This window comes from Lichenibacterium dinghuense, from assembly GCF_021730615.1.
GTDB classification, from domain to species: domain Bacteria; phylum Pseudomonadota; class Alphaproteobacteria; order Rhizobiales; family Beijerinckiaceae; genus Lichenihabitans; species Lichenihabitans dinghuensis.
In genome coordinates, this window is sequence record NZ_JAJLMN010000001.1 from 5742380 (window position 1) to 5768776 (window position 26397).

Here is a 26397-nt window from a genome sequence, read left to right on the forward strand (position 1 = left end):
CGTTCCCTGGTGCCGCGCACGATGCCGCTGCCGTCACAGCGGGACGGCCCCGCTCGCGACGTCGATGCGCCGGCACGCTATCCTTTGTTCATTTCGAAGTCGAGGTGGCCCCCTGTCGTGCCCCCCTTCCGCAGTCCCCGCGAGGTTGGCAGGGTTCCGTCGAGGTGCACGTACGTCGACTGACCTGCGCGCCACGGCGACGAACCAGGACATCCACGGTCCCGGACACGGCGTGCGGGGGCGAGGACGCTTGGGCGAGGCCGAGCAGGGGACCCGCGGGGCAGCCGGAGGCGAACGCCCGGACGAGTGAACCAACGCTTTCGTAGGACATCCGAGGTGGGTGGGCTCCTCTCCCTTCGATTGACTACGCGACCTGCGCCGCGAGGCGTTCCTTGCCGACGCTGGCCAGGATCATGCCGCCCTGGGCCCCTTCCGCCCGCGCCACCGCCAGGGCAGGGTGCACGCAGGGCCGATGAGTCGACGCTTCGGTGACAGGCGAGGCCCAAGATCGCCGAGGCCATGGCATGCCGGGAGTACGCCTGGCCTGCGTAGCCACGGGACCTGGGCTCGGCGCCGTCGCTGCTGCACAGGAACCGACCTGGTGCACCGATGACGCCGGGCGGTCGGCACCGCCGAGGCGGTTGGCCACAGCCTTGCGGTAGGCCGTGCAGGCCCTGGCGTGGCCGTCCCAGGTGAAAGGCACCTCGAACATAGCGATGTGGAGCTGCCTTACGCCTCCGGCCACGCGGACCGTGTCGCCCTGCAGGGCCCAGGGCTGCGCAGGGGCGGCGTCGCGGGACGCCTTGGCGAGTTCTCGGTACCGCTGGAACCCGTCCCATCCCTGGATGGCCAGCGACGGCGTCAGCGCGATGGCGACGAGAGACAGCAGGCGTGCGAGGAGGCTTAAGGTGTGTCCGGTCGGCTCGGGCTAGGCAGGGCAATCGCTACCATGGAACCTTGTGGTCGTGGTGTTGAGGTCAAACTGGCAGGAAGCGCTTCCCGCTTTCGAAGGCTAAAGAATCAATCTACGCATCCTTCGATGCCCCACGCCCTCAACGGAAGTCACGGTACCGCTCCGGCAAGGGTCGGGATGGGCGTACGCCCGGTCAAGACAGCAAGCCAAATCGCCGGGTTCGCCGTTATTTCATCAAGTATTGACTCACAACCCTATACTTGCGCGCTATCGGGCGCAGGCAGCTCGATCGGCACCATCAGCATCTTCTGAAAGCGCCCGAGGGCCGAAAAATTTTTTCACGTTGTCCACTTTTTCGCATCCTCGGCTCGACCGCATGAAACCCAAGATTTAATCCGCCGAAACCAACCTCAACCATGGCGTACAGGGTAGCTTATTGATGTGATCCGGACTGAGCGTTTAAGGAAAGCCGGCGACCGTTTGCATCCTGGAAGCGCTTGGTCATTGCGTGTCGAACCTGTGCGACCTCCGACGTGGCTGGGGCGTCCATAGAGCGTCAGACACACCGTCGACGAGCGATTGAACAGCGGGACTGATGTGCCAGAATGGCACCGGGAAGATGGGCACCCTGGCGACCCACGCGCCCGGAAGCCCTCGGGAAACGGCCTCCCGGGGCCTTCGCGCGTGACACGCACGCGCACGCACGCGGGCGCACGGCCGGACGGGATGCCGACCTCGGCGCCGCCCGTCCGTCCGGCGGCCGGGACGCCGACGCGGCCGCGCCGGTCTTGACCGCCGCCGCCCCGCGCGTGCCGGTGCGGCGCCGACGGGCCCCGCCGCGGGGACCCGCGCGCCAGGCGAGGCCGAGGGGATGGACGAGCTGTCGGAAGTCGTCGCACGTGCGACGGAGGCCGTGGATGCGGGTTACGTGAGGCTGCGCATCGATGGTGGTCGCCCTGCCTACCGCGAGCGCGTGTACTGCTACGAACTCTACCATCAGATGCGAACGGTCTGGCCCAGGGAATGCCCGTACACCTTGAACGGCGAGGTCGACAAGCGCGCCCACCCGATCATGGCCGACCTGGGGCTCGGGCAGGTCCCGGACCTTCTCGTTCACAGGCCCGGCAGCATGGCTGGCAACCACGCGATCATCGAGGTGAAGCACGGCGGGGGATCGACGGCGGGCTTCGCCAAGGACCTGGAAACCCTGTCGGGCTTCCGGCACAGGGCGCGCTACAGGCGCGCCATCCTGCTCGTCTATGCCACGTCGGGCAGGCCGGGGCTGCTGGGCACCATCGAGGCGCTGTACGACCTCATGGACGAGCCCGCCGAGGTCGAGGTCTGGTTCCATCGCCGGGCGGGCGAGGCGGCGCGGCGCGAGTGCGTGCTCGCGCCCGACGGTGGGAGCGGGCCGTGGCCCAGGTCGCCGCCGCGGGGCGCCCGGAAGGCTTGACGGAAACCGTGCACGGCCGAACCGCGACGTCGGGCGGCACTTGCGCCGGCGCGCGCGCATGCGATCCTGGGTAGGACGCGGGTCGGAGTCGGTGGATGTGGGCAAGGCGGTTGGACAGGGCGAAGCGGTATGCGGGGTGGCTCGCCGGCGCGGTCGGGATCGTGCTCACCTACCTGTCGAGCTTCGACCTGCTCAAGAAATTCTGGGGCGACCAGGACCCGCCCGCCCTGGTCGCGGACGCCTACGTGTTCGTTGGCCTGCTCGCCGGCTCGGCGTACGTGTGCTGGCGCCAGTGGGCCCTGATGCGCAAGGAGCGCTATGCGGGCGCCCTGGCCTCGCTGCACCACGCGTTGCACGAGGTCCGCGACCTGCAGACCTACATCGAGCGGAACGAGAGGAAGGACGGTTTCGACGCCGACCACCACAGGCGCTTCCGGGGGGACTGCAAGGTCATCGCCTCCAGGGCCCTGGACCACGTCTCCAAGGCCTTCGGCACGGTCACCTCGACCCACTGCCGGGCGTCGATCAAGCTGTTCTACGAGAAGGACGGGCAGCTCTACATCTACACCCTCGCCCGGGACGGGGCGTCCTCGCAGCGGCTTGAACGGATGGACTTCAGGCGGGTCGAGGAGAACCACGACCCGTTGAAGGGCAACCGCAAGATGGCGGCGCTGTTCGACGACGCCAACGAGAACTGGCGTTACCTTTGCAACGACCTGACCCGCGAGGGCGACTTCGCCTCGACCAGCATCACGGCCTACAAGCCGGACAGGGCGACGTCGGTGGTCCCGGACCGGCGGGAATGGCCGCTGCCATACAGGAGCACGCTCACGGCCGTGATCCGGCAGGGGCCGTTCACGCTTTGCGAGGAGGTGTCGCGCACCATCGGCTTTCTGTGCGTGGACAGCGAGGCGCGGGGGGTGTTCGAGGACCGGTGGGACACGCAGTTCCTGTTCACCGTGGCCGACGCCATGTACCATCCGTTGAAGGGCTATTCCGAGGCCGTCCAGCGGGCGGCCGCCGCGGGGACCCCGGCGCGGTGACGACGGACGGAAACAACGCCGGCCACGCCGACGTTCGACCCCATTGACGGAGGGAAGGCAGATGGACCAGCCACGCGAGGTGCGGACGTCCGAGCGGGCCGACGCGGCCCCCGAGGTGGAGATCACGGTGACCCCGTCGCGGGACGCCGACCCCGGCGTCTTCGACGTCGTCGTAAAGTGCGACGGGCACCCGGGCTCCCGGACGCAGATCAACACGACGCCGCGCGAGTTCGCGTTCCCGAGGGGCTGAGCGCCGCCCAACGTCGGCGCCTACCCCGATGACCGGCAAGCCCCCGGCCCCGCCATGGCGGGGCCGGGGAGGTCTCCCGAGGGACCTGCGGCAGGGCTCGACGCGGTCGATCCCCACGAACGCAAGCCGCCCGCCCGCGGATCACGCGGGCGGGCGGCTCCCGGGTCAGGCGAGGCCGGCCTCCCTGAGCATCCGGTCCGCCCTCTTGTGGGCGCGCATGCCGGTGAGCGCGTCGAGCACCCCGACCTGCGAGTGGCGGTCCCACTTGCCGTAGCGCCGTTCGAGCGTCTTGGTGGTGCAGCCGATGAAGTTCGCGGCGGCCCACAGCGTGACGTTCTCGCCCTTGAGCCACATCGCGCAGGTGTGGCGGAACACGTGGACGGTGACGTGCTTGCCGATGCCCGCGTCCCGCTCGATGTCGGCCCACTCGACGGAGTCGATGTGCCGCGCATACCCCTTGCCGTCCGCCCTGTGCACGATGCGGTCGATGCCGCGGGCCTGGTCGTTCCTGGCCCAGTTCAGGAGGAACCGGACCAGCTTCGGCAGGAGCAGCGCGGCGGGGCGCCGCTTGGTGGTCTCCAGCTCGCCGGGCGCCATGCGCAGCAGCTCCAGCGACACCCAGTCGACCGAGGCACCGCCCGCCTTGTGGGACGCCTGCAGCAAGGTGCCGTGCCTGCCGCCCGTGTACACGCCGAGCAGGAAGAGGCGGGCGATCCGCCGCCTCCGCGCGACCTCCTCCGGGTCGCGCAGGAACGGCCTGTCCCCCTCCAGGCCGACCAGCGACGGGTCGATGTCGCGCATGATGGTCATCCTGCCGGCCTCCCCGTTCCAGACGCGGCCGCGGCAGGCCCACAGGAGACGGGCCATGTCGGACCGGGTGAGCCAGACCGTGGCCGGGATGGGGACCTTGGGGATCGCCACCCTCACGAGCAGGTTGATGCGCGACTGGCTCGACTGGAAGTTGAACGCCGCCCGCAGCACCTCCAACTCGCCGGCGACCGTCTTCAGCGACACCTTGCGGGGCGGCTGGAGGGGCCCGTTCTTCCCCATGGCGTCCTGCGCCAGGCGCCACGCCTCGTATGCCTTGACGAGGGCGTAGTCGACCCCGCCGAGGCGGTAGACGCCGAAGAACTCGATGAGCTTGCGGAGGCTCCGCCGATAGTTCCTGATCGACGAGCGCGAGAGGCCGTCCCCGCCCGCGTCGATGAAGTGCAGATAGCCGCGCAGCACGGTCGTCATGCCGATCTGCGTCGGCAGCGCGTGCCCCAGCACGGCGTTCTTGAGCTGGTCCGTGAACACGCGGAACGCGAGGACGGCCTCGTCCCGCTCGTCCACCCCGCACCCGGTCGTGAGGCGGATTCGCTCGGGCTCGCGCCCGAGCAACTCGCACTCCCGCCGGCTGGGGCTGTGGTGGATCTGCCAAGTGCCCCCGCCCTTGTCGTCCCTCAGCCAGAGGTGGGGCCGTCCCCGGGGCGGGCGCTGGCCCGGCATGACGAAGGTGACGGTCTCCGTGTCGCCGAGGTAGTACCGGGCGAGGAGGTTGATCGCCACCTCGGGTACGATGGATCCTGCGTGCAAGGGCATGCGGCCCTTGTCTTCCGATCCGCGATCAGTCACTGTGAAGCTCCTTAAGGTTGGTTCCTTGGGTGTCGTCGCCCTTGCAGGGGCGGCATTCGGGCCCGGCCGGCCGCTAACCGGTCGGGTCCCTTTGGTTTTCAGTCCGGCGGCCTCTTCGGCGGTCCGCGGTCGAACTCGGCGAGCAGCCTCGCCCGTTCCGCTTCCAGGTCGGTGACCGGAGGAGGGACGGGGGAAGCCCGGCGCCGCCTGCGGGATGCGGCGGGTTCCGACAGCCGTGGCCGGATCATCTCCCTGACGTGGGCGATGGTGGTCCAGTCGGCCCCGGCGATCCGCCTGGTCGCCAGCTCCCGCTTCCTCTTGGCCGTCCTCAGTGTCGAGATGGTCACTGCACCATCCGGGAACATGAGTGCGACGGCCTCGAACAGCGTGAGGATCTCGTCCTCGTCCCAATCCGTGACGGCGGGCCTGGCGGCGACCCGCGTGAGCGCCCTGTCTGTCATGTCATACGGCGGTGTGCCCCTTTCCGGTGTCGCGGGGGGCCATCTGCCCCCCGGCGGCCTCGCCTTCCTGCCCGGAGGCGGAGCGGCGCGCAAGTCCCTGCCACCGCTGGTCCCGGACGCCGTTCCGCATATGCGAAACCCGGCTTCGGGACGCGTTTCGGGATCCAGTATAGCCGGGAAGTATAGATCCGACGGCGGCATCCGTGCGTCGTCCGCGCCCTGCCCCGAACGGGAGGCGTACGCCTCTCCGCACGGGCCATGATGCAACGATGTCCCCGAGGCGCCGGCCGAACCGCGGCCGGGCGGTGCGCAGGGAGCGTACGCTCCCGCGACCGCGAACCTGCCCGGGGCGTCGCCGGACATGTCGGTCCGACGCGGACTCATGCCCGGCCTCCCATGGCCGCCGCCGGTCCGGCGCCGTTTCCGTCGAGGCCCGTCCCGGGCGAGGGCCGACCGTAGTCTTCCCATGGGCCGGGCATGCAGGCCGACAAGAGTTGGCCGAGGCGTTCTCCTGGAGGCACCAAGCATCTCGCGGCGACGAGGACGCCGTCGCGGGGGTCGCGGACGAGCACGGCCTCGACGTCGTCGGCGTCGACGACGACGGTGGCGTTCCCCGCCCTGGCGAGCGTGGCCCGCAGGTCGGCCGCCAGGGGACGGTACGGCAGGCCGAGGACGTGGACGGCGCCCGACGCATCGACGGGGCACGTCGTGGCGGAGGCGTACGGGTGGGCAGCGATGTGGGCGTGGGTCATGACCTGTGTCCTTCGTCGGCAGTGGTGTTCGGTGTCCGCGCATGGCGGGGCGTTCGCCGCGCGGGCGTCGCGCGGCGGGGAGCGTCGGTATTCGGGATGGCGGCGCCGCGCCGGGCGCCGCGGGCCGTCAGCCGGCGGTGGGAGGCCTGCGCTTGCCGGGGCGCCGGGGCCGCTTCGGTGCGAGGCACCCCTCGACCGCGGGCCCGGGTTCGCCGAGGAACCCGCGCACGACGTCGCCGGACAGGACGCGTTCGACGAGGAGGCGTGCCGTGACACGCTCCAGGGCGTCGCGCCGCGACGCGAGCAGCGTCATCGTCGCGCGGAACAGGCGCTGCAGGTCGTGCTCGACGGCCTCGGCGACGTGCGGCGCCAGCCTGCCGACGTGGCAGGGGACGTAGGACAGCGTGCGGCCGAGGCCCTGCTCGCCGTGGACGCAGGCAAGGATCGCCGTCGCCTGCGCGAGGTCCGAGGTGGGCGAGCCGCCGCCGCCGGCGGAGCGTACGCCCAGGACGACCTGCTCGGCGGCGAGGCCCGCGAGGAGGATCGACACCTCGCGCTCCAGGCCGGCACGCAACATCGCGCCCGGACGCCCGCGGTCGACGGTAACCGTGCCCGCGTAGGTCGCCGTCTCGACCAGCGACACGGCGGTCACCCGCAGCCCCAGCATCGTGGCGACCACGGCGTGGCCGGCCTCGTGGACGGCGCAGGTCCGGTCGTCGTCGGGCGTACGCCTCACCGGCGGGGCGGCCAGCGCCATCAGGTCGACCACGCCCAGGGGACGTCCGGCGACGCGGGCGCGGCGACGGGCGTCACGGACCAGCGCCATCAGGTCGGCCCCCATCGCGCCGGCGGTCGCCAGCGCCACCGGCGAAAGGTCCTCGCCGGCGAGGTCGCCGCCGAGGTGGCTGCGCATGATGGCCTCCCGAACCACGGGGTCGTCGGGCGTGCGCACCTGGATCACGCGCTCCAGGCGGCCGGGACGCACCAAGGCCTCGTCCAGCATGCCGACATGGTTGGTGCAGCCGACGACGACGAGGCCGTCCGTCACGCCGGAACACGCGCCGTCGAGCGACAGGAGCACGTGCGTGACGACAGGGGTCCACCAGGTGCGGTCGCGCGCCTCCATCCCGGCACGGTTCGGCAGGGCGTCCAGTTCGTCGATGAGCACCACGGCCGGGGCGACGGCACGCGCGCGCTCCCAAAGGGCGTCGACCTGCCGGAGTACGCCGTCGAGGTTGCCAGACGAGTTCGTGAACCAGGACGCCATTGACGTCGCGACGAGCGGCATGCCCGCCTCGCGGGCCAGGGAGCGGACCAGTTGAGTCTTCCCGGTGCCGGGCGGTCCGGCGAGCACGGCACGTGCGCTGCCATTGGGGAACGGTGTACGGCCCGCGCGCCACTCGGCGAGGTCGCGCAGCAGGTCCTGGCACCACGCCATCGCCTCGCCGTAGCCGTGCAGGTCCGCGAGCCGGGGCGCGTCGGCGACGCCGGGGTCGGGCGCGAGCCGCGAGGCCCTGGCGCGCTCCAGGCGGACGAGGCACTCGACGGGGGTCGAGTTGAGCCGGATGGCGGCGACGATGTCCGGCAGGTCGAGGCCGGTGGCGTCGTAGGACTCCATCGGCAGCGGGTGGCGTCGGCCGACGGCCGAGCGGACCACGGCGGCGAGCAGGTCGGCGTCGGGGAACGCGACGTCGATCCTCAGGTCGCAGGCCGAGACCAGGGTCGGCGGCAGCAACCGCTCGGGATCCGGGGAGATCCCGAGCAGCCGCATGCCCTGCGCCAGCGCGTTGGCGATGGTGCGGTCGTGCGTGTCCTCGGCCGAGCGTCGACGCTGGACCGGCGCCTCGTACACGTACCCCCACTCCGCCGAGCCGCGCAGGATGCGGGCCACGGGGCCGACCCACGCCGCAGTCGGCACGCGGACGACCGCGGCCAGCCCGGGAGCGGCGACAAGCCGTCGGCGCTGGGCGACGGTCGTCACGCCGCGGATGGAGTGGGCGACGAGGGCGCGTTCCGTGGCGCGGTCGTCGCCGCGCAAGGCACGGCGCGTGACGTCGAGGAGGTCGGGTCGGGGCTGCCCGGCCTCGGCCGGCTCGCCGTCGAAGTCTTCGTGGGCGTGCTGGGCCGCGAGTTGAACGATGTCCATGGTGGTGTTCCGCTGGATGGCGCGGGAGGTCCGTGACCGTGGCCGCGCGCGATGGGTGTCGAGGGCTCGGAGGTTCAGGCGCGGCTGCGCTTGACCCTGGTCTCGGGACTCAGCGGGGCGTCGAGCGCGAGGCTGACGAGGCCCCGGCACGCGAGGGCGAGGATGGTCGTCACGCCGTCGTGGGAGGACGTCGTGGCCTGCGCGAGTTCGATGAGCGGGCACTCGCCGCCGCAGACGTCGAGGTAGTGCAGGACGCGCACCTGGTCGCTGGCGTGCACGTAGCGGCGGCGGCAGGCCCAGACCATGTCGAGGGCCCGGTGGTTGGCGTCCAGCATGGGCCGGGCGTACGCCAGCCCGGAAGCGTCCAGCCCCTCGGCCAGGACGTCGTCGACGATGCGCAGCGGTACGACCTCGCCGAAGGCGTCGACGACCATGGCGACGCGGCCCGGCGTGCCGGCGCGACCACAGCCGGAGGGTACCGGCTCGATGGCGGACACCTCGGGGTCCAGCGACGCGCGGACGAGCGCGAGGCGCGCGACGTCGGTCACGTAGGGGACGGGCCTGACGGTCCGCGGGGAGGTGAAGAGGGGGACGTACTCGTTCATGACCAGGGGTTCCGCGACGCACGCGTCCCCCGGCGGGTCCATGGTCCGTCGCGGGCTACGCGGGGGGACGCGCGCAGCCGGCGCCGCGCTGGCGTTTTCGCCAGGCGGGCAGGAGCCGCGAGAGTTTGGACAGGTTCGTCATGGTCGAACAAATAGAGAACATGCTTGGACGGTTCCAGCCCCGGTAGGGCCGCGATGGCCGAAAAGTCCGCGCGGCGATGTCTGCTCGACGCGCGCCGAAACCGGAAAGTCGAGCGTCCGCCGTGACTTGGGCGAGCGTTAACCAACGCGCACGGTCGACTGCGCGGGCCGCCTGCCGACCTTCGATGACCGTCGCGGGATATGTCGTGGCAGGCATCGTCAGACCTCGAACACGAGCGCGGGGTCGAACGTGACGGCGCTCGTCTCGTCCCAGTGGCCACGGGCGTTGCAGACCACTCGGGTATCGCCGACGCGGTAATCCGCGCGGCCGTGGACGTGGCCGTGCACCCACAGGTCGGGCCCGTGCCGGAGCATCGTCGCGGACAGGTCCGAGGCGTACGCCCCCGCGAGCAGGTCGTAGGGGTCCGTCAGCGACATGGGGTGGGGGGCGTGGTGCGTGACGACGACCGTGGGCCCGTCGTGCGGCCGGGCCAACTCCGTCTCCAGCCAGGCACGGGACGCGTGGTGGCGCGCCAGCAGGTCGGACGGCCGGACGTAGTGGTGGCGGCCGCTCCTCCTGCGCCTGACGCGTCGGTAGTCCAGCATGCCGCGTCCCACGACGCGGGCCGGGTCCATCGTCGTCAGCCGCGCGGTCAGCCTGAGGTCGGACCACAGCGTGGCGCCGAGGAAGCGTACGCCCGCGATGACGGCGGCGTCGTCCTCCAGCAAGCTGATGCCGTGGCGCGCTGCCAGCCCGCGGCCGCGCAGCATCTGGTCGTCGAGCGTGTAGCGGTCGACGGCGTCGGGACCGCACCAGGCGTCGTGGTTGCCGGCGACGTAGACCACCGGCACGCCCGGCAGGCGTTCGTGCAGCCAATCGAGGGCCCCGGTCAGCGGCGACGACAGGTCGCCCGCGACGACCACGGCGTCGAACGAGGCCGGGGCGCGCGGGAGCGGGTCGGGGGCGTTCCCCCCCGCATCGAGGTGGAGGTCGGAGAAGGTCCAGAGGCGCATGACGGGAGCCGAGGCGTACGCCCGCCGGTGATGGCCGGGACGGGGCGATGACACGGAAGGCCGGGCGCCACGTCAGGGATGGGGGCAGCCGGCATTGACGCGCGCGGCCGCGGGCCGCGTCAGGCAGCGTCCTTGATCTTCCCGTGTCGCGCGAACGTCATCATGGCAGGACCGAAGATGTGCCTCCGAGCTTGTAGGACAAGCTCGTCGCTTCGGTAGGGTGAGCGAAGGGTGAAGCCAGGCCGGAGGTTGTCCACCTCAGGAAGCTGACACACGTCTCGCAAGCAAGGCGAGGTCGACCTGCCCATGAACCCCGAGCTTCTGGTACGCAGTCTTCAGGTAGACGCGGGCCGTATCGAAGGTCAGATTCAGGCGTGCGGCCGCGTCGCGGGGCGTTCCCCCCGAAGCGATAACTCGCACCACCGCCGCCTCGCGCGGCGCGAGCCCGCCAGCCTGGATCATGAGCGAGAGTGCCTCCTCGTCGACGGGAGGCGGACGCGACGAGTCGATCAGGATGGCCACGGCCGCGGTCAGGTCGAACAGGTCCAACGCCGCACCCACCACGGGCATGAGCAGGAGGCGAACGGTCGATGCCCGTTCACTGCCCATCAGCGTCGTCATGGTGGGCCTGCCGTCCTGCAGGGTGATCCGGAGGGCGGCGTCGAGCCGGGACTGGTCCGGTGCGAACGGCGCCACCAACCGTCCGGCCACCACCTGGATCTCCAGCCCGAGCACGTCCCGCGCCGCGGGGTTCAGGTCCAGCACACGGGCGTCGTGCCCGAGGTGGATGACCGGCTCCCCGCGGCGCTCGAACGGCTCCGCCACGCGCCGTGCGCCCGCGCGCATGAGGGAGCGGGAGGCCATCACGGCGGCCCGCAGGTAGGGCAGCATCGTGCCAAACGCCGTGAGTTCGTCAGACTCGTAGTCGCCCTCGCGCGCGGACCTGTACGTGATGAGGTTCAGGTCGCCCTCGTCCGTTCGGTCGAGGAATGCCGATGCCTGGTGGACGCAGTGCCGGGGAACCAGGAACTCGTTGTAGAACGGGTCCCTGCGGCGCCCCTCCGGGCCGAACGCCATACCCTCGGTGATGAAGCCGGCCGCCGGGTCGGTCCGGATGTGGCTACGTCGCGTGAGCGGTGGGGTCCGTCCGGACTGGAAATCCAGGAACTGCTGGCGGACGCCGCTGGACGGGATGGCGAACATGCGCGGCGGCGTCGTCCTGGCGACCCCACCGCCCAGGACGCCCATCCGCTTCATCAGGTTCTCCAAGGCCGGCATCCAGGCCCCATCCGACATCGCCGCGCCCAGCATCTCCTGCGCGGCCCTCAGCAAAGCGTCGCCGTCCATCGATTCCTGGATCCGGGGTTCGGGGGCCGATTGGGAGTCGAGACCTTGAGCGGCCGGACTCGTTCGATGGTAGCAGCCGACTGTTCACGTCGGCTTGCCAGGGGTCCGCCTCAGAGACGGTAGGAGGCGTCGAACGTCTCCAACGGCAGCAGGCGCCTGAAGGCGACGGCGAAACCACCGTCGAACCGGCGGACCACCCGGGCCGGCGTTCGCCCGACCGTGACATCCTCGTACTCACGGGGCAGGGTCACGGACCTGATGGCGGCGCCCGAGCGGGACAGGTCGACCAGCGTGGCACGGATGCGTTCACCCGTGCCGCGCACGATCTCGACGGCATCGACGTCCGGCCTGACGCGATGCTGACCGCGCAACTCATCCCGGCCATCGGGTGGCAGGCGGGCGAGTTTCGCGAACTGTCGTGCGAGCCGGACGCGCTTGTCCGGCGGGGCCGCGATGCCGAGGCTGAAAGCGTCGTCGGACGTCCACACCGCCTCGCCCTCGATGCGGCCCACCAAGTCCAGGTAGACGACGACCCGGCCGTCGTCGGCCATGCTGCCGACCTTATCGGTGCTCATGTTCAGGCGTCCCCGGTAGTGCGAGACCAGGGTACAGGGGCGTTCCCCGACGCCTTGCGCCAGGAAACGGCCGGGGAGCCGGACGTCGTGCACCGCGTCGAGGGCATCGGTCGTGATCTCGTGGACAGGGAGCATCGGGCTGGTCTCGGTCGGGAGCATCGGATGGCGGGCGTGGCTCACAGCGTGACCCACTCGTCGAACGTCCCCCGGTCCAGCGGCTCCGTGAACTGCATGGCGAGCCCGCGCTCCCATGTCCGCACCACGCGCGCCATCCGCTGGCCCACGCCCACCATGTCACCCACGCCGACCCGAGGAAGGGGTTCGGAGAACGCCACCCCCGACAGCGAGACATCCTGGATGCTGCCGGTCAGGCGACGCCCGTCGCCCGTCGTCACGATGACCTTGCGCATCCTCGGCACGATGCGGGCGTGCCGTGCCGCGGCCCTGCGGGCGTGGCCCTCGCGGGCCGTCGCCGCCACGGATTCCGCCTCGGCCTCGACGGCGTCCAGCATGCCGCGCGCGAGGCGCAGCGTCGCCGACGTGGCCGGACCACCATGGGCCTCGCGGAGTTCCCGCAGGAGCCGGTTGCCGAGCGTCACGACCGCGCCGGCACGGGCCGCGGCGGCGGCCAGGAGCGTGTCCGCGGTGTCCTCACGCGCTCCGGCGCCGCAGGCAGCACGGACGGTGGGCAGCGCGAGGAGGAGCAGGCCGGCGATGGTGGCCAGGGACTGGCAGTCGCCGCCCCACGGCGCCTGCACCGCGGCCATCGGCAGCGACAAGCAAGCCAGTCCGGCCAGCCCTGCACCGGCGACGGCGGTGTCGATCCGGCACGCGCGGGCACGTTCCGCGGAGAACGCCTGCCGTGCCACCCTCGCCCGCGACGCCGCCTGCCCGATGGCCGCCCGCGTCCGTTCCGCGGTGGCCGCGTCAATGGGATGGGTCGTGCCCGCACCGCCATGGGCCTGTCCCGTCTCGGCGTCGGCGCCGTCCCGCGCCGACCACAGCATCGACCTCGCCGCCACCGCGCTCATGGATTGCCCCTCACTCGACAGTGCCGTCTCGCCCGGGGGTGGAACCCGAATCGGGAGATACCGGCATGCAGAGGACGATAGGTCGAGGCGTACGCTTCGGGACGCTCCCACCTGGGAAGGGGTTCAAGGCGTCGGTCGTCGGAGGCGTACCGCTCAGTTGACGCGAGATGAATCCATTTTGGTACGGGCGCCTGCGGTGGCGACCGCCAGCCACTCGCCCAACTTCGACCATCGCCGGCGTTGCCCGCCATTCCTGACCGCCATGGCGATGGCCTTGCGCTGGCCGACCAGCACGACGAGGCGCTTGCCCCGCGTCACGCCGGTGTAGAGCAGGTTGCGGGCCAGCATGGTGTAGTGCTGGGTCATCACCGGGATGACCACGGCAGGGTACTCGGACCCCTGCGCCTTGTGGATGGTGGTCGCGTAGGCCAGCACCAACTCGTCCAGCTCGCCGAAGCCGTAGGTGACCTCGCGGCCGTCGAACGTGGCGACAAGTTCGCCCGCCTCCGCGTCGATGCGCGTTACGATGCCGAGGTCTCCGTTGTAGACCTCCTTGTCGTAGTCGTTCTCGACCTGCATGACCTTGTCGCCCGGCCCGTAGGTCCAGCCGAACCTCTCCACACGTACCTCGCCGGGTGGGTTCAGCACCTTCTGCAGCTCGGCGTTCAGCGCGCGGGCGCCGACGCCGCCGCGGTTCATGGGGCACAGCACCTGGACGTCGCGGACCGGGTCGAGGCCGAAGGCGCGCGGGATCCGCTCGCGCACGATGGCGAGCACCTTCGCCACGGCGGTCTCCGGCTCGGCCGCGTCCACGACGTAGAAGTCGCTCCGCTCTGCCCCGGCCGGCGTCGCCTCTGGCATCTGCCCCGCGTTGATCCGGTGCGCGTTGACGATCACTCGGCTCGTCGCGGCCTGCCGGAACACCTCGGTCAACTGCACCACCGGCACGGCGCCGGAGCCGATCACGTCGGCGAGCACCTGCCCCGGCCCGACCGAGGGGAGTTGGTCGACGTCGCCGACGAGCAGCAGCGCGGCCCGCGGCGGCAGGGCGCGCAGCAGCGCCTTCATCAGCAGCACGTCCACCATGGACGTCTCGTCGACGACGAGCAGGTCGCACGGGAGCGGGTTCGCCTCGTCGCGCTTGAAGCCGCCGTTCTTCGGGTCGGTCTCCAGCAGGCGGTGAATCGTCTTCGCCTCGACACCGGTCGACTCGGTCAGGCGCTTCGCCGCGCGGCCTGTGGGGGCGCAGAGCGCGACGGCGACACCCTTCGCGACCAGCATCTTCAGAATGGAGTTGACCAGCGTCGTCTTGCCGACTCCCGGCCCCCCGGTGATGACCAGGGCCTTGCTCGCCGCGGCGAGGCGCAGAGCCTCGCGCTGGCTCGGGGCGAGCGTCAGGCCGCCGCGGCTTTCCAGCCAAGGAACGGCCCGGTCGATGTCGATGGATGGCCAGGGCGCCTCGCCGGCGGCAAGAGTCCGCAAGCGTTCGGCGATGTCGCGCTCGGCGTGGTATAGGCCGGCCAGGAACACGCAGCGCCGTTCCCCAACCGTGTCGGCCACGACGGCACCGTCCTGCAGCTCCAACGCCAGGGCGGCCGTCAGCCGCTCGGCCGTGACCTCCAATAGCTCGGCCCCGGTCCGGAGGAGATCGTTCTCCGGCAGGCCGCAGTGGCCCTCGTCCATGGCCTCGGCGAGCGCGTAGCTGACGCCGGCGCGGACGCGGACCATGGCGTCCTTGGCGATGCCGAGCTTGCCGGCGACCTGGTCGGCCGTCTTGAAGCCGATGCCGCGGATGTCGCGTGCAAGCCGATACGGGTTCTCGGTGATGGTCGCCACGGCCTCGGCGCCGTACGTCTTGTAGATCCGCACCGCCCGCGAGGTCCCGACCCCGTGGGCGTGCAAGAACAGCATGATCTCGCGCACCACCTTCTGCTCGGCCCAACCGGCGGCGATGCGCCGGGCGCGGACGGGGCCAATGCCCTCGACCTCGCGCAGGCGCGACGGGTCGGCCTCGATGACGTCGAACACGGCTTCGCCGAACGCCTCCACCAGCCGCTTGGCGTAGGCCGGGCCGATGCCGCGGATCATGCCCGAGCCGAGATATTTCTCGATGCCCTCGACCGTCGTGGGTGCGGTCGCCTTGAGGAAGCTGGCCCGGAACTGCAGGCCGTGCGTGCTGTCGTTGGTCCAGGTGCCGGCGGCCTGGACCCACTCACCGGCCGAGATCATGGCGGCGTGGCCGACGACGGTGATCAGGTCGCGCTGCCCCCGAGCCTTGAGCCGCAGCACGCAGAAGCCGTTCTCCTCGTTGTGGAACGTCACGCGCTCGACCAGCCCGGCGAGGTTCTCCCTGGGAGCCCCGGACGACGAGGCAGGCGTCGACGCTGGGCCCACGTGCCTCGTCGCCTCAGGTCATGGACGGCGCGGGGACGTGGACGCGACGACGGCTTCGCGGAAGGTCACGCCAGAGCGTGGATCCCAGCAGGAAGCCCAGACCCTGGACGAAGTCCGATACGGTCGTGAGCGCGTCCGTGAGCGATGCACCCGCGAAGAGGTCCCATGCGTCCCAGGTAAGGAAGGCAACGATCATCAGGATCAGGGGAAGGTAGTCGTCCCGCCGCAGGGCGCTCGCCGTGGCGGCCCCGAAGCGGGGCGGTCGACGCGCAGCCACCGCCGTCAGGTTCGACCAGATCACGCAGACCCAGCAGAAGATGCCGGCCATGGCGACGTCGAACACGCTTCCGGCTTGCAGATGACCCGAGATGACCTTGGTCGTGATCGTGGCCGCTTGCAGGACGGCAGCGGTCCGCAACACACCCGTCGCTACCCCGAACGGCCCGACGCGAAAATGGGCGACCATCAGGTCCGCCGCACCCTGTGCGATACGATCCCGGATGAACAGGGAGGCCGCGGTCATGCGGGAACCGAGATCCTTCAACCAACCACCTCCGGATGTCCCGGCATCATGTAAGGGGTCACGCATGCCACGCCGATCCGACGCCGCCGGGGGCACGATGATCGACCTCATCGGGCGAGCCATCGCGAAAGCCGATGCCGCCGACTTCGGGACGGACACCGAACGGTATCGGCGGCTGGCGCTCGCCGCACTCGGGCCGCTCGCGAAGCCCACGGAGGCCATGGTCGATGCAGCCCACGATGCGGCTTCGTTCGACGCCCATTGGGCCATCAACAGCCGGCGCGACTTCAGGCGAGCGGTGAAGGCGATGGTCGCCCAAGCTTCCCGTGAGTGAAGGACGCATGCCGGACGAACATCAGGCTCGCAAACCGACGACGATATTCACTGGGTCGTGGAGTGTATTGGCCACCGGCGACCAGAGCACGGCGTAGTCCACCACCGACTTCAGTGCGTCCCGCGGCACGTCTGCGTCGATGAGGATGTCGACGGTTATGGATTGGAATCCGAGTGGCCCGGGTCGCCTCGGACCGGTCGCCCAGAGGGCGGAAGCGTCGATGTCACCTCCGGTGTGGACCTCCAGCTTACGGAGCGGGATCCCGCGCGCCACCGCGTTGGCCTGGATGCCGACCGTGAGGCAGGCCCCCAGGGCCGCCAGCAGCATCTCGGACGGGTGCGGCTCCTCATCCTCGGACAGCAGAGTGCCATCCTCCGCGGCCTCCGCCGTGCCGCTGCCGAAGGGCTCCAGGTGGCGGACGTGATGCCGCTGCCGAAGCCTCGTCGTGGCGACGGTCCTGCATGCCAGACGGCGTAGGTTCTCCGGCGCCGGGAGCGGATGGCTCGCGTCGGGCATCGTTGCGTCGAGGGACACCGCATCGACCCTCGGCTCATGATCGGTCAGCTCTGTCACGTCGACGCTCCTCGCGATGCCTGCCCCGACCGACAACGGTTTCGGTTCACCGGAAGGCCGGAGTAGAAACGCTTTCTGGAAATGCGAAAACGCATGGAGCCGGGATGCTGGATTGGGACGATCTGCGCTTCTTCCTCGCCGTCGCCCGCCATGGCAGCCTCACCGCGGCCGCCAAGGACCTGCGGGTCGCCCAGTCCACGGTGGGGCGCAGGCTCGCGTCGCTGGAAGAGAACCTGTCCGTGCGCCTCCTGCACAGGACGCCGGACGGGTACCGCCTGACCCTCGCCGGCGAGGCGGTGCGAAGCCAGGCCGAGCGCGTCGAGGTCGAGGCGCTGACCATCGAGCGCGCCGTGGGCGGCCACGACGGGAAGCTGCAGGGCACCGTGCGGGTGTCCTGCACGGAGACGCTGGCCGTGCACGTGCTCGCACCCTGCTTCGTGGCGCTCCAGCACCACCATCCGGAGATCCGTGTGGAACTCGTGCCGAACCCGCTTGAGGTGAGCCTGGCGATGCGCGAGGCCGACATCTCGGTGCGCATGGCCCCCTCCGACCGCAACGACCTCATGGTGCGCCGCGTCGGGCGCGTGGCCTTCAGCCTCTATGCGTCGCCGCTCTACCTGCAGCGCCACGGCCACCCGGACTTCGCGTCGGGCTGCACGGGCCACCGCCTGATGACGTCGATGGACGACGTCGACGGCGACGAGCAGGAACGGTGGGTGATGGAACTTGCGTCCCGCGCCCGGCCCGGCCTGCAGACGAGCAGCCACGAGGCCCTGGTCGTCGCCGCCCGCAGCGGCGGCGGGCTCGCCTGCCTCGCCCGGTTCAGGGCGGACCGCGATCCCTCCTTGACGCGGCTCGAAACCCCGACCTCACCCCCGCCGGCGGAGGTGTGCATCCTGGTCCACAAGGACAGCCGTTCGACCCCGCGCATCCGGGCGACGTCGGCCGTCATCGCCGAGGCGGTGGGAGCCTTCCTCCCCGACTGAGGCCTGCGGTGCATCGATGCATAGTGGGTCGGCGAATTTCGGCCGCATCCAGGACGGCCCGCCCCGGTTTATGCGTCATCGCCGCACCGACGATGCCCAGGGCGGGCGCCGGCACGGTACGGCGGTCGAACGCCGTCTCACACACGACACATCCATCGACCTTCCCCCCGGGAGGGAACGGACCCGTGCGCGCCGACAGGGCCCGAGGTTCTCGACGAGAAGCCGAACGACGTGACCACGCCGTTCGGGACCTTCCATCCTCACCCACCGAAGCTTTCGCCCCCGAGGGGAACACCATGGCCACCACCCTGCAGAAGCACACCATCACCGCCTTCTATGAGACCCGCGACTACGCCGACCGCGCCGCGGAGAAGCTGCGCCAGTCCGGCATCCCGGCTTCCGACGTCATCGTCTCGCCCGACACCGCCCGCGACGAGTACGGCCTCTACGGCGACGACCGCACCGCGGTCGACACGCCGCGCAAGACCGGCTTCTGGGCCTCGCTGGAGGAGCTGTTCGGGGGCACCGACGACCACCACGTCTATGCCGAGGGCGTCCGCCGCGGCCACGTGCTGCTGACCGCCCACGTCGCCGACGCCCAGCTCGACCGAGCCATCGCCATCGTCGAGGAGCACGGCTCCATCGACCTCGACGAGCACGAGGAGACCTGGCGCAGCGAGGGTTGGACCGGCGCCCCGGCGACCTCCGCCTCGACGGCCGCGACCGCAGGCGGCGCGATGGGCATGGCCCTGGCCGGCCAGACCACGCCCGCCCGGGTCGTCGAGACCGAGACCGTGGCCGAACGTGCCCCGGTCCTCGCGCCGAAGCCGGTCGTGGCGCCGACCCCCGTGGCCAAGGCTCCGGTCCCCGTCGCCCCGAAGCCGGTGCTCGACACCGCCACGGCCGGACGCGCCGGCGAGGACGTCGTGCAGGTCGTCGAGGAGCGGCTCAACGTCGGCAAGCGCGCTGTCAGCCGCGGCAAGGTGCGCCTGCACAGCTACGTCGTCGAGCGTGAGGTGTCCGAGGACGTCACCCTGCGCGACGAGACGGTCAGCATCGACCGCCACGCCGTCGACCGTCCCGTGACGGCCCTGGGTGAGGACGCCTTCCGCGAGCGCACCATCGAGCTGGAGGAAATCGACGAGGAGGCGGTGGTGGCCAAGACCGCGCGCGTCGTCGAGGAGATCGGCATCCGCAAGGACGTGTCGGACCGCGTCGAGACGGTTCGCGACACCGTTCGCTCCACGAAGGTGGACATCGAGGACGGGCGTACGCTCGGCGCGGCCGCGACCGCCGCGGTAGGGACGACGGCGAACTTCCTGTCTCGGCTCGTCAAGGACGTGGAGGTGGTCGGCTCGGACGGCGTGCACGTCGGCATCGTCGACCGCGTCGAGGGCGCGATGATGAAGCTGAAGCGCAAGGACGCCGCGGCGGACGGGCAGCATCACCTCCTTCCGACCGACCTAGTCAGGTCCGTCGACGGCAAGGCCATGCTGAGCATCGCGGCGGCCGAGGCCATGCGGCGCTGGAAGGCGGCCTGATACAGTCCCGACCTCCGAGGCATCTCGGGGGTTGGTAGGATGCGGTCGGGCCGGACCGCCCGACCGCGTCTTGAAAATCTATCAGGCTCAGGAACCCGACCATGCCCGACCTGCCGAGAACGACCACCGTACCTGGGCCGGGCGAAGACGCTGTGCGGCTGGCCAGCGTCGTGGAGGTGGTCGAAGCGTTCCCGACATCGCATGCCGAGCTTGGGGAAGGCGGGACGCTCCAGGTCGTCGAGGAGCGCCTGTCTGTCGGGAAGCGACGCAGGTCGACCGGCGGCGTCCAGGTCGGCACCCGCACCGAGGTCGTCGACGCCGTCGCCGAGGTCGAACTGGACCGGTACCGGGTCGAGGTGACCCGCGTTCCCATTGGTCAGGTCGTCGATGCGGCTCCGGCCGCCCGCGCCGAGGGCGGCACCACCATAATCCCCGTGGTCGAGGAACGTCTGGTGATGGTGAAGCAGCTCTTCCTGGTGGAGGAACTCCACGTCCGCCATGTCCTTGAGCGGGAGACCGTGAGGGAGCCGGTGACGTTGCTGCGTCAGCACGCCGTGGTCCGACGCCTCGACGGCCGGGACGCGGCGCCACCTCTGCCCATGACCGACGATCCAACGTCCCCTGCAAGTTGACACCGACCGGACTGGACGGCTGTTCCCAACCAAACGGCCGAGGTTTCACCTGACCTTCAGGGCGCGGGCGACCTTGTCGTAGATGACGCGGCATCGAGGGCTGAAACCCTGCCGCTTGCCGGTCATGCAGGCGAGCCCGTGGTCCGGGGCGGTCCACACGTCAGGGCAGATCTGGGCCGCCTCGCCGACGCAGGTCATGGCCTCCTGTTGCAGGGCGTCGGGTACGGCGACCTGGGCCGACACCGGCCGGATTGATCCGAGTGCGACCAGCAAGGCGCACGACAGGGTTAGACGAAAGGTGGTCATGGTCAGGTCACGTTGGTCGGGACGCCGCCGAGCGAACCTCATGCAACGCAGTCACCTCACGACCCCGGTGAACCGACGCTGAACCGACGCGCGTCGTTGACCTCGGACGTCCGGCACCTGAGGGTTCTCCGGGTCACTGGGCCAGGCTTTCACCGTCGTCCTTCGGCACCAGCGCGGAAAGCTCCGCCGCCACGTCCCGCAGGCTCGTCGTCTTGGCCAGGATCCGGTCCGCGTCGTGCAGGCGCCTGCGGTCCGCGGCGGTGATGTCCCGGGCGCTGAAGACGATGACGGGGATGTCCGCGCATCCGGGCTTCTCGCGCAGGTCGTGCAGGAATTGGAAGCCGTCCATCACCGGCATGTTGAGGTCGAGCAGGATGGCGCGCGGCGGCCCGTGCATGACCTTGACCAGCGCGTCGCGTCCGTTGACCGCCTCAACAACGCTCCACCCCTGGCGTTCCAGGGTGGAGCGCAGGCGTTCCCTTACGCTCGGGTCGTCGTCGACGACGAGGACGTCGCCCTCGGCGTCGCGGAACCGCTCCATGACGGACTTCAGCTTGTCCCACCGGACCGGCTTGTCGACGTGGTCGGCCGCGCCCAGCGTGGCGCTGAGGCTGTTATCGTTGTTGAAGGTGACCATGATGACCGGGATCTTCGCCAGTTCCGGGTCGCCCTTCAGTGCGGTGAGCACCGCCCAACCGTCGACGTGGGGCATCATCACGTCGAGCGTTATGGCGCGGGGCTTCACCGCACGGGCCACCTCAAGGCCGCTCGGCCCGTTCGACGCCGTGCGCACGTTGAAGCCCTGCCGCTCCAGGAACTTGACCATGAGGTCGAGCTGAGCGCGGTCGTCGTCGATCACCAGCACCGTCTGGCGTTCGTCAGCTCCCTCCTGGCGTACGGTGTCCAGCGAGGTCGTGCCGTCCTCTTCGAGGTGCTGCTCGGGCATCAGTGCGGGCAGGCGCAGGGTGAAGGTCGTGCCCTCGCCGTAGGTGCTCCGCACCGAGATGTCGCCGCCGAGCAGGTGGGCGAAGGCGCGGGTCAGCGCGAGGCCGAGGCCCGTGCCGCCGAACTTGCGCGTCGTCGTCTCGTCGGCTTGGGCGAACCTCTGGAACAGGCGGCCGAGCTGCTCCTCGGTCATGCCGATGCCGGTGTCGGCGACGCTGAAGATCAGGACGGAGTCGGTCCCCGCTCCCTCGCGACGGGCCCGCAGCGTGATCGTCCCGTTCTCGGTGAACTTGGAGGCGTTGCTCAGCAGGTTGAACAGGCACTGGCGCAGCTTGACGACGTCGGTATGCATCGTCTCGACGTCGGGCGCGACCTCGACGGCGAGGCTGTTGTCCTTCTGCGCCACCAGGGCCCCCACGGTCCCTGTCACCTCCTCCACCAGGGTCGCGACGTCGACGTCTTCCGCGAAGGTGTCCATCCGGTTCGCCTCGATCTTGCTGAGGTCGAGGACGTCGTTGATCAGGCTGAGCAGGTGGCGGGCGTTGGACTTGATCTTGGCGAGATCGGTCAGCAGGCCCCGCTCGCCGAGGTCCTCGACTTCTTCCTCCATCATCTCGCTGTAGCCGATGACGGCGGACAGGGGCGTCCTCAGCTCGTGGCTCATGTTGGCCAGGAAGGAACTCTTGGCGCGGTTGGCGGCCTCGGCGGCCTCCTTGGCGGAGGTCAGAGCCACCTCGGCTTCCTTGCGTTCGGTGATGTCGACGTCTGACCCCACCCACTCGCGGACGGTTCCGTCCTCTTCCAGCACCGGGGCCACGTTCAGGGACATGTAGCGCCAAGCGCCGTCGTGGCGGCGGAGGCGGTGCTCGGAGATGATGGGGGTCCGCGACACCAGGGCGTTGCGCCAAGCGACCCTGACGGCGTCGAGGTCCTCGGGGTGGAGGCAGGCAAGGCGTCCCCACCCCATGGCCTCCTCGGTCGATTGACCGGTGAAGCGATTCCAGTTCGGCTGGGACGCGACGAAGGCACCACTGGCGTCGGTGGTCCAGATCACCGCGGCGCTGGCCGCGAGCAGCGTCCGGAAGCGCTCCTCCGCTTCCTTGGTGGAACGTTCGGCCCGCTTCCTCGCAGTGACGTCGGCGATCACCATGCCGATGCCGTCACCCGACCCCGCGTCCCCCGGCCGTCGCAGCGGGTAGAAGCTGGCCTGGAAGGACCTGACCTGGTCCTGTCGGAGGTTGCTGGCGGCCTGCACCTCGACGTTGGCGAGGGTGCGCCCCCCTTGGAGGACCTGCTGGAGCTTGCCTTCCAGAGAGGCGCGGAGCTGCGGGATCACCTCCCAGATCAGCATGCCGGGCGCGGCGCTCAACGCCCGTTCGCTCATCCTGGCGAGGGCACCGTTGACGTGCCGGATCCGCAGGGAACCGTCGAGGAAGCCCAGGCCGATGGGGGCGTTCTCCAACACGCCCGTGAGCAGCGCCTGGCTGGCGCGGTGCGCCCGGCGCCGCAGCAGGGCGACCGCGGCCAAGCCGGCGCAGGCCACCACGAGCCCGATGACCGAGAGGGCTCGGAGGACATCGTCCAAGGCCCGGCTCGCCTCGGCGGCGGCGATGCGCTCGTCGGCTATCTTCTGCTCGCGGGCGACCGCGGCCCGGACCCGGTCCATGTCGGCCTTCCCCGTCCCCGATTGTACGAAGGCCGCCCCCGCGGCGGCTCCCTGCGTCCGGTAGACGTCGATGCCGCGTGCGGCCTCGTTCAGCCGGCTCTCGACGAGGGTGCCCAGGGTACGCCCATCCTCGCCGTCGAGCGCCTGTACGGTCTTCAGGTCGGGCCCGACCGCGGCCACGCCCGACTCGTAGGGTTCGAGGTACTGCTCCTCGCCGGTGATGACGAAGCCGCGCTGCCCCGTCTCGACGTCCTTGAGGCCGGACAGGAGGCGCTCGGTGGCGATGACGAGGGCGTTGTCGTGCCGCACGGCCGCGTCGATGCCGCGGTCGCGCTGATAGGCCCAGACCGCACCGGCCAGCGATGCGAGGAGGATGAGCGCCGCGAGCCATGACAGCGGAAGCAGGCCGTCCCGCTCTCCTTCCAGAGTCATCCCCGTGGACGGCGTGCTCGCGTCCTCGACCATCGACATTCCCTCGACGCGTGCCTGGGTTTCCGTCACTGCCTAAGTGACGGGAACGGGCTCATGTTGAGCGCCGACATACCCCTTCCGGACCTACGCGGCCAGGACGATGGGGGCCGAACCCTGCCGGGACTGCGGCACCTTTCCGGCACGGCTGAGTTGCGCTCATTGGTCCGCGATGGCCGAGTGAGCGGCACGGCGGCGAACCTGGAGTGTTTCCGATGGCTGGCATCGACGTCGTGCAGTGGCTGGAGCAGTGGGTCGAGATGAACCTGCACTCGCAGGGGCACGTTGAACGCAAGGCGGAGATGCACGACCAGGCCAAGGCCTGCGCGGAGGAGGCCAAGGCGGCCGGCATACCCATCGTCGAGCTGAAGGACGCGGCCGATGGCGACCTCGAAGCCTTCCTGGTGCGTCGGCAGAACGCGGCCCATGACCGCCGCGACGGCGGCAACGGCGGCCTGACCGGGACGGGCGAGAAATCCGAAGTCGGCGACGTCATCAAGCTCTACGAAGAGCGGCTCGACGTCGGCAAGCGCGAGGTGAGCCACGGAGCCGTCAAGGTCCGCTCACATGTCGTCGAGACGCCGGTGGAGGAGCAGGTCTCGCTGCATGACGAGACCGTCCGGGTCGACCGCCGTCCGGTCGACAGGGTCGTCACCGGCGCTGACGCCCTGTTTCAGGACCGCACCATCGAACTTGAGGAGTTCGCCGAGGAAGCGGTCATCTCGAAGGAGGTCCGCGTGGTCGAGGAGATCTCGCTGCGCAAGGAGGCGCACGACAGGATCGAGACGATCCGTGACACGGTGCGCCACACCGAGGTCGAGATCGAGGACGGGCGCACCGGGACCGGCGTCGCCGGCGCGCGTGGTGTCCGCGAGGGCAGCGACGACGGCCGCATCGTCGAGCACATGGAGGTGTACGCCTCGGACGGCACCAAGGTGGGCACCGTCGACCACATGGACGGACCGGACAGGTTCAAGCTCGCCAGGAGCACGTCCCCGGATGGGCAACACCACTTCGTGCCGCTGACGTGGGTGGACCACGTCGACCGGCACGTCCACCTGAACAAGACCGTGTCGGAGATGAAGTCGCCTCTTTGATCGGTCGCCACGACCAGCCTCGGGACAAGACGCCCGAGGCCGGCCGTCACGCCTTCGCCATCGAAGATATCAAGGGCTCAAACTTACGCTGGCCCGACGTCGAGCAAACGAATTGGGAACGCACCTGGCACCTCGGCCGGGGTGGATCTGGCAGCTTCCGACCATGGAGCGTTCACCCGTCGTGCCTGGACGGCCGCTGCGGCACGCATGGTCGTCACGTCCCCCCGCAGCGTGGCGATGCCGCCGGTGCCGGTCGGACTCGACCTATCAGCCACTATACCGCTTTCGTGGTTTGCCATGGGAGCCTCCCAGTCGGGATCCCATCCGGTTTCGCGAGAACGTCCGGGGAGCCCTGGTAGGAGATGGCCGGCAGGGTGCTGAACGGTCGATGAGCGAGGCAGTTCGGCCTGGAACAGCAAGCCAAGCGTGCGGTGGCTACTTCGGATGCCGGCGGCCCGAACTCCCTCGCCAGCGAAGACCATCGCGGCGTGGCCGACGACGGTGACGAGGTCATGCAGCCCCCGCGCCTTCAGGCGCGGCACGCAGGAGCCGTTCTCCTCGTCGTGGAACGTCACCCGCTCGAATAGCACGGTGGGGTTCTCCGTCGGGGGTCAACGTCGCATTGGCGGAACCGATGCTCATGTCGGCGAGCGTCGCACGTGCGGCCGTGGCGGGACAGGCCCGCCCGGATAGGGGCCTGCAGTTCGTGCCAACCCGGATCAGCCCTCTCCCTGGGGCGGCCGGGTGGCCACCCCGCCTCGCACGTCAGCCCTGGAGGATGGATCGAACCCGAACAGCTCATGTGGCGCAGCACAGAGACAGAAGGCACGCTCCCCTGGATCGGGTACCCAGGTCGCGAGGTCGTCGAGGGCGTCCGCCGCCCTGTCCGCCCCTTCGAAGCGCGTATGCGGCCAGTCGGTGCCGAACAACAATCGCCGGCTCGTGAATGCCTCGCGCAGCATGGGCGCCAGACGGCTCGCCAGTGTCGCCCCGTCTGGCCCAAGCCTGTAGGAACCGGATAGCTTGAGCCACATCCGGGGCTCGTCGACGGCCCGCGCCACCATGGCGCGCCAGGACGGGTCGTCCACCCCAAGGGTGGGGTCGGGGAGGCCGAAATGGTCGACCACCACCGCAGCGCCCGCATCGAGCAGCGGCGGCAGGAGGCCGGCGAGACGCGCCGCCTCGCTCTGCACCTCGACGTGGAGGCCGGCCTCGACCACCCGCCGCATTAGACCACGCCAGGGCTCACGGGCGAGGTCGGGTGTCGGTGCGCCGATCAGGTTGAGCCGGATCCCGGCGACGCCGGACGCCGCCAGCCGCTCCAGTTCGTCCCGCGGCACGTCGGGGTCGACAACCGCGACGCCGCGCAGCCGCTCCGGCGCGGCCGCGAGGGCGGCCAACAGGTAGCCGTTGTCGGTGCCCAGGAAGGACGGTTGCACCAGGACGCCGTGGGTGAGCCCGAGGGCGTCGAGCATCTTCAGGTAGGCGTCGAGCGGGGCGTCGTAGTCGGGCGCGTAGCGGCGCCCCTCGGCCAGCGTGAGGCCACGCGCGAAGACGTGGGCGTGTGCGTCGACCCTCATGCCT

The 26397-nt window shown here is 70.4% G+C and carries 24 protein-coding genes and 1 pseudogene; 9 read left to right on the forward strand and 16 right to left on the reverse strand.

Going from position 1 to position 26397, the window contains the following annotated elements; translation table 11 throughout:
* Positions 1-1784 precede the first annotated feature (1784 nt).
* The 3 genes from L7N97_RS27590 to L7N97_RS27600 all read left to right on the forward strand — a co-directional run bounded on the left by L7N97_RS27590 (position 1785) and on the right by L7N97_RS27600 (position 3659).
* The gene (locus tag L7N97_RS27590) at positions 1785-2366 is read left to right on the forward strand and encodes a methionyl-tRNA formyltransferase-like protein (RefSeq protein WP_237481821.1); all 582 of its coding nucleotides are present in this window, start codon (positions 1785-1787) and stop codon (positions 2364-2366) included.
* A gap of 95 nt (positions 2367-2461) precedes the next feature.
* Complete coding sequence (locus L7N97_RS27595; RefSeq protein WP_237481823.1) at positions 2462-3409, forward strand: hypothetical protein; 948 nt, start codon at positions 2462-2464, stop codon at positions 3407-3409.
* 61 nt (positions 3410-3470) lie between these two features.
* On the forward strand, positions 3471-3659 hold the full coding sequence (locus tag L7N97_RS27600) for a hypothetical protein (protein WP_237481824.1): 189 nt from the start codon (positions 3471-3473) through the stop codon (positions 3657-3659).
* 165 nt (positions 3660-3824) lie between these two features.
* Here the strand turns inward: L7N97_RS27600 and L7N97_RS27605 are convergent, their stop codons facing one another.
* From L7N97_RS27605 to L7N97_RS27655, 11 genes are all read right to left on the reverse strand, one after another.
* Positions 3825-5243, reverse strand: coding sequence for a tyrosine-type recombinase/integrase (locus L7N97_RS27605; protein ID WP_237481826.1), 1419 nt, complete (start codon positions 5241-5243; stop codon positions 3825-3827).
* 131 nt (positions 5244-5374) lie between these two features.
* Positions 5375-5737, reverse strand: coding sequence for a hypothetical protein (locus tag L7N97_RS27610; protein WP_237481828.1), 363 nt, complete (start codon positions 5735-5737; stop codon positions 5375-5377).
* A gap of 380 nt (positions 5738-6117) precedes the next feature.
* Entirely contained in the window at positions 6118-6489 is a 372-nt protein-coding gene (locus L7N97_RS27615) for a hypothetical protein (RefSeq protein WP_237481829.1), read from the reverse strand.
* Between the two features lie 127 nt (positions 6490-6616).
* A complete protein-coding gene (locus L7N97_RS27620; protein ID WP_237481831.1) occupies positions 6617-8635 on the reverse strand; it encodes an AAA family ATPase in 2019 nt (672 codons plus the stop codon).
* Between the two features lie 74 nt (positions 8636-8709).
* Positions 8710-9240: a hypothetical protein gene (locus tag L7N97_RS27625; RefSeq protein ID WP_237481832.1), complete on the reverse strand. Its 531-nt coding sequence runs from the start codon at positions 9238-9240 to the stop codon at positions 8710-8712.
* Between the two features lie 360 nt (positions 9241-9600).
* A complete protein-coding gene (locus L7N97_RS27630) occupies positions 9601-10395 on the reverse strand; it encodes a metallophosphoesterase (protein ID WP_237481834.1) in 795 nt (264 codons plus the stop codon).
* A gap of 258 nt (positions 10396-10653) precedes the next feature.
* On the reverse strand, positions 10654-11742 hold the full coding sequence (locus L7N97_RS27635) for a helix-turn-helix domain-containing protein (RefSeq protein WP_237481835.1): 1089 nt from the start codon (positions 11740-11742) through the stop codon (positions 10654-10656).
* Positions 11743-11852: 110 nt separating this feature from the next.
* Positions 11853-12452, reverse strand: a complete 600-nt coding sequence (locus L7N97_RS27640) for a PilZ domain-containing protein (RefSeq protein ID WP_237481837.1) — start codon at positions 12450-12452, stop codon at positions 11853-11855.
* Between the two features lie 41 nt (positions 12453-12493).
* Positions 12494-13348 carry a hypothetical protein gene (locus L7N97_RS27645; RefSeq protein ID WP_237481839.1) on the reverse strand — a complete coding sequence of 285 codons (855 nt, stop codon included), beginning with the start codon at positions 13346-13348 and terminating at the stop codon, positions 12494-12496.
* Between the two features lie 153 nt (positions 13349-13501).
* Positions 13502-15742, reverse strand: a complete 2241-nt coding sequence (recD2, locus tag L7N97_RS27650) for an SF1B family DNA helicase RecD2 (RefSeq protein ID WP_237481841.1) — start codon at positions 15740-15742, stop codon at positions 13502-13504.
* A 13-nt stretch (positions 15743-15755) separates the two neighbouring features.
* The gene (locus L7N97_RS27655) at positions 15756-16265 is read right to left on the reverse strand and encodes a hypothetical protein (protein WP_237481842.1); all 510 of its coding nucleotides are present in this window, start codon (positions 16263-16265) and stop codon (positions 15756-15758) included.
* Between the two features lie 97 nt (positions 16266-16362).
* On the opposite strand from L7N97_RS27655, the gene L7N97_RS27660 reads away from it, so the two are divergent.
* On the forward strand, positions 16363-16599 hold the full coding sequence (locus L7N97_RS27660) for a hypothetical protein (RefSeq protein ID WP_237481844.1): 237 nt from the start codon (positions 16363-16365) through the stop codon (positions 16597-16599).
* Positions 16600-16620: 21 nt separating this feature from the next.
* On the opposite strand, the gene L7N97_RS27665 is transcribed toward L7N97_RS27660, so the two are convergent.
* On the reverse strand, positions 16621-17172 hold the full coding sequence (locus tag L7N97_RS27665) for an OsmC family protein (protein ID WP_237481846.1): 552 nt from the start codon (positions 17170-17172) through the stop codon (positions 16621-16623).
* Positions 17173-17276: 104 nt separating this feature from the next.
* Between L7N97_RS27665 and L7N97_RS27670 the strand changes: the two genes are divergently transcribed.
* The 3 genes from L7N97_RS27670 to L7N97_RS27680 all read left to right on the forward strand — a co-directional run bounded on the left by L7N97_RS27670 (position 17277) and on the right by L7N97_RS27680 (position 20331).
* Positions 17277-18158: a LysR family transcriptional regulator gene (locus tag L7N97_RS27670; RefSeq protein WP_237481847.1), complete on the forward strand. Its 882-nt coding sequence runs from the start codon at positions 17277-17279 to the stop codon at positions 18156-18158.
* Positions 18159-18454: 296 nt separating this feature from the next.
* Entirely contained in the window at positions 18455-19699 is a 1245-nt protein-coding gene (locus L7N97_RS27675; protein WP_237481848.1) for a DUF2382 domain-containing protein, read from the forward strand.
* Between the two features lie 101 nt (positions 19700-19800).
* On the forward strand, positions 19801-20331 hold the full coding sequence (locus L7N97_RS27680; RefSeq protein WP_237481849.1) for a YsnF/AvaK domain-containing protein: 531 nt from the start codon (positions 19801-19803) through the stop codon (positions 20329-20331).
* Positions 20332-20376: 45 nt separating this feature from the next.
* Here L7N97_RS27680 and L7N97_RS27685 read toward each other — a convergent pair whose 3' ends face one another.
* Positions 20377-20574: a hypothetical protein gene (locus tag L7N97_RS27685; protein ID WP_237481850.1), complete on the reverse strand. Its 198-nt coding sequence runs from the start codon at positions 20572-20574 to the stop codon at positions 20377-20379.
* A 196-nt stretch (positions 20575-20770) separates the two neighbouring features.
* Positions 20771-23713 (reverse strand): response regulator, encoded by a 2943-nt coding sequence (locus L7N97_RS27690; RefSeq protein WP_237481851.1) that lies wholly within the window; start codon positions 23711-23713, stop codon positions 20771-20773.
* A gap of 305 nt (positions 23714-24018) precedes the next feature.
* Here L7N97_RS27690 and L7N97_RS27695 point away from each other — a divergent pair.
* Together L7N97_RS27695 and L7N97_RS27700 are read left to right on the forward strand one after the other, a co-directional pair.
* A pseudogene (locus L7N97_RS27695) lies at positions 24019-24528 on the forward strand (YsnF/AvaK domain-containing protein); the annotation flags it as partial.
* Positions 24529-24621: 93 nt separating this feature from the next.
* Complete coding sequence (locus L7N97_RS27700) at positions 24622-24813, forward strand: DUF2171 domain-containing protein (protein WP_237482454.1); 192 nt, start codon at positions 24622-24624, stop codon at positions 24811-24813.
* An 83-nt stretch (positions 24814-24896) separates the two neighbouring features.
* On the opposite strand, the gene L7N97_RS27705 is transcribed toward L7N97_RS27700, so the two are convergent.
* Both L7N97_RS27705 and L7N97_RS27710 read right to left on the reverse strand, forming a co-directional pair.
* On the reverse strand, positions 24897-25403 hold the full coding sequence (locus tag L7N97_RS27705; protein WP_237481853.1) for a YrrC family ATP-dependent DNA helicase: 507 nt from the start codon (positions 25401-25403) through the stop codon (positions 24897-24899).
* Between the two features lie 129 nt (positions 25404-25532).
* Positions 25533-26393, reverse strand: coding sequence for an amidohydrolase family protein (locus L7N97_RS27710; protein ID WP_237481855.1), 861 nt, complete (start codon positions 26391-26393; stop codon positions 25533-25535).
* Between the last annotated feature and the right edge of the window lie 4 nt (positions 26394-26397).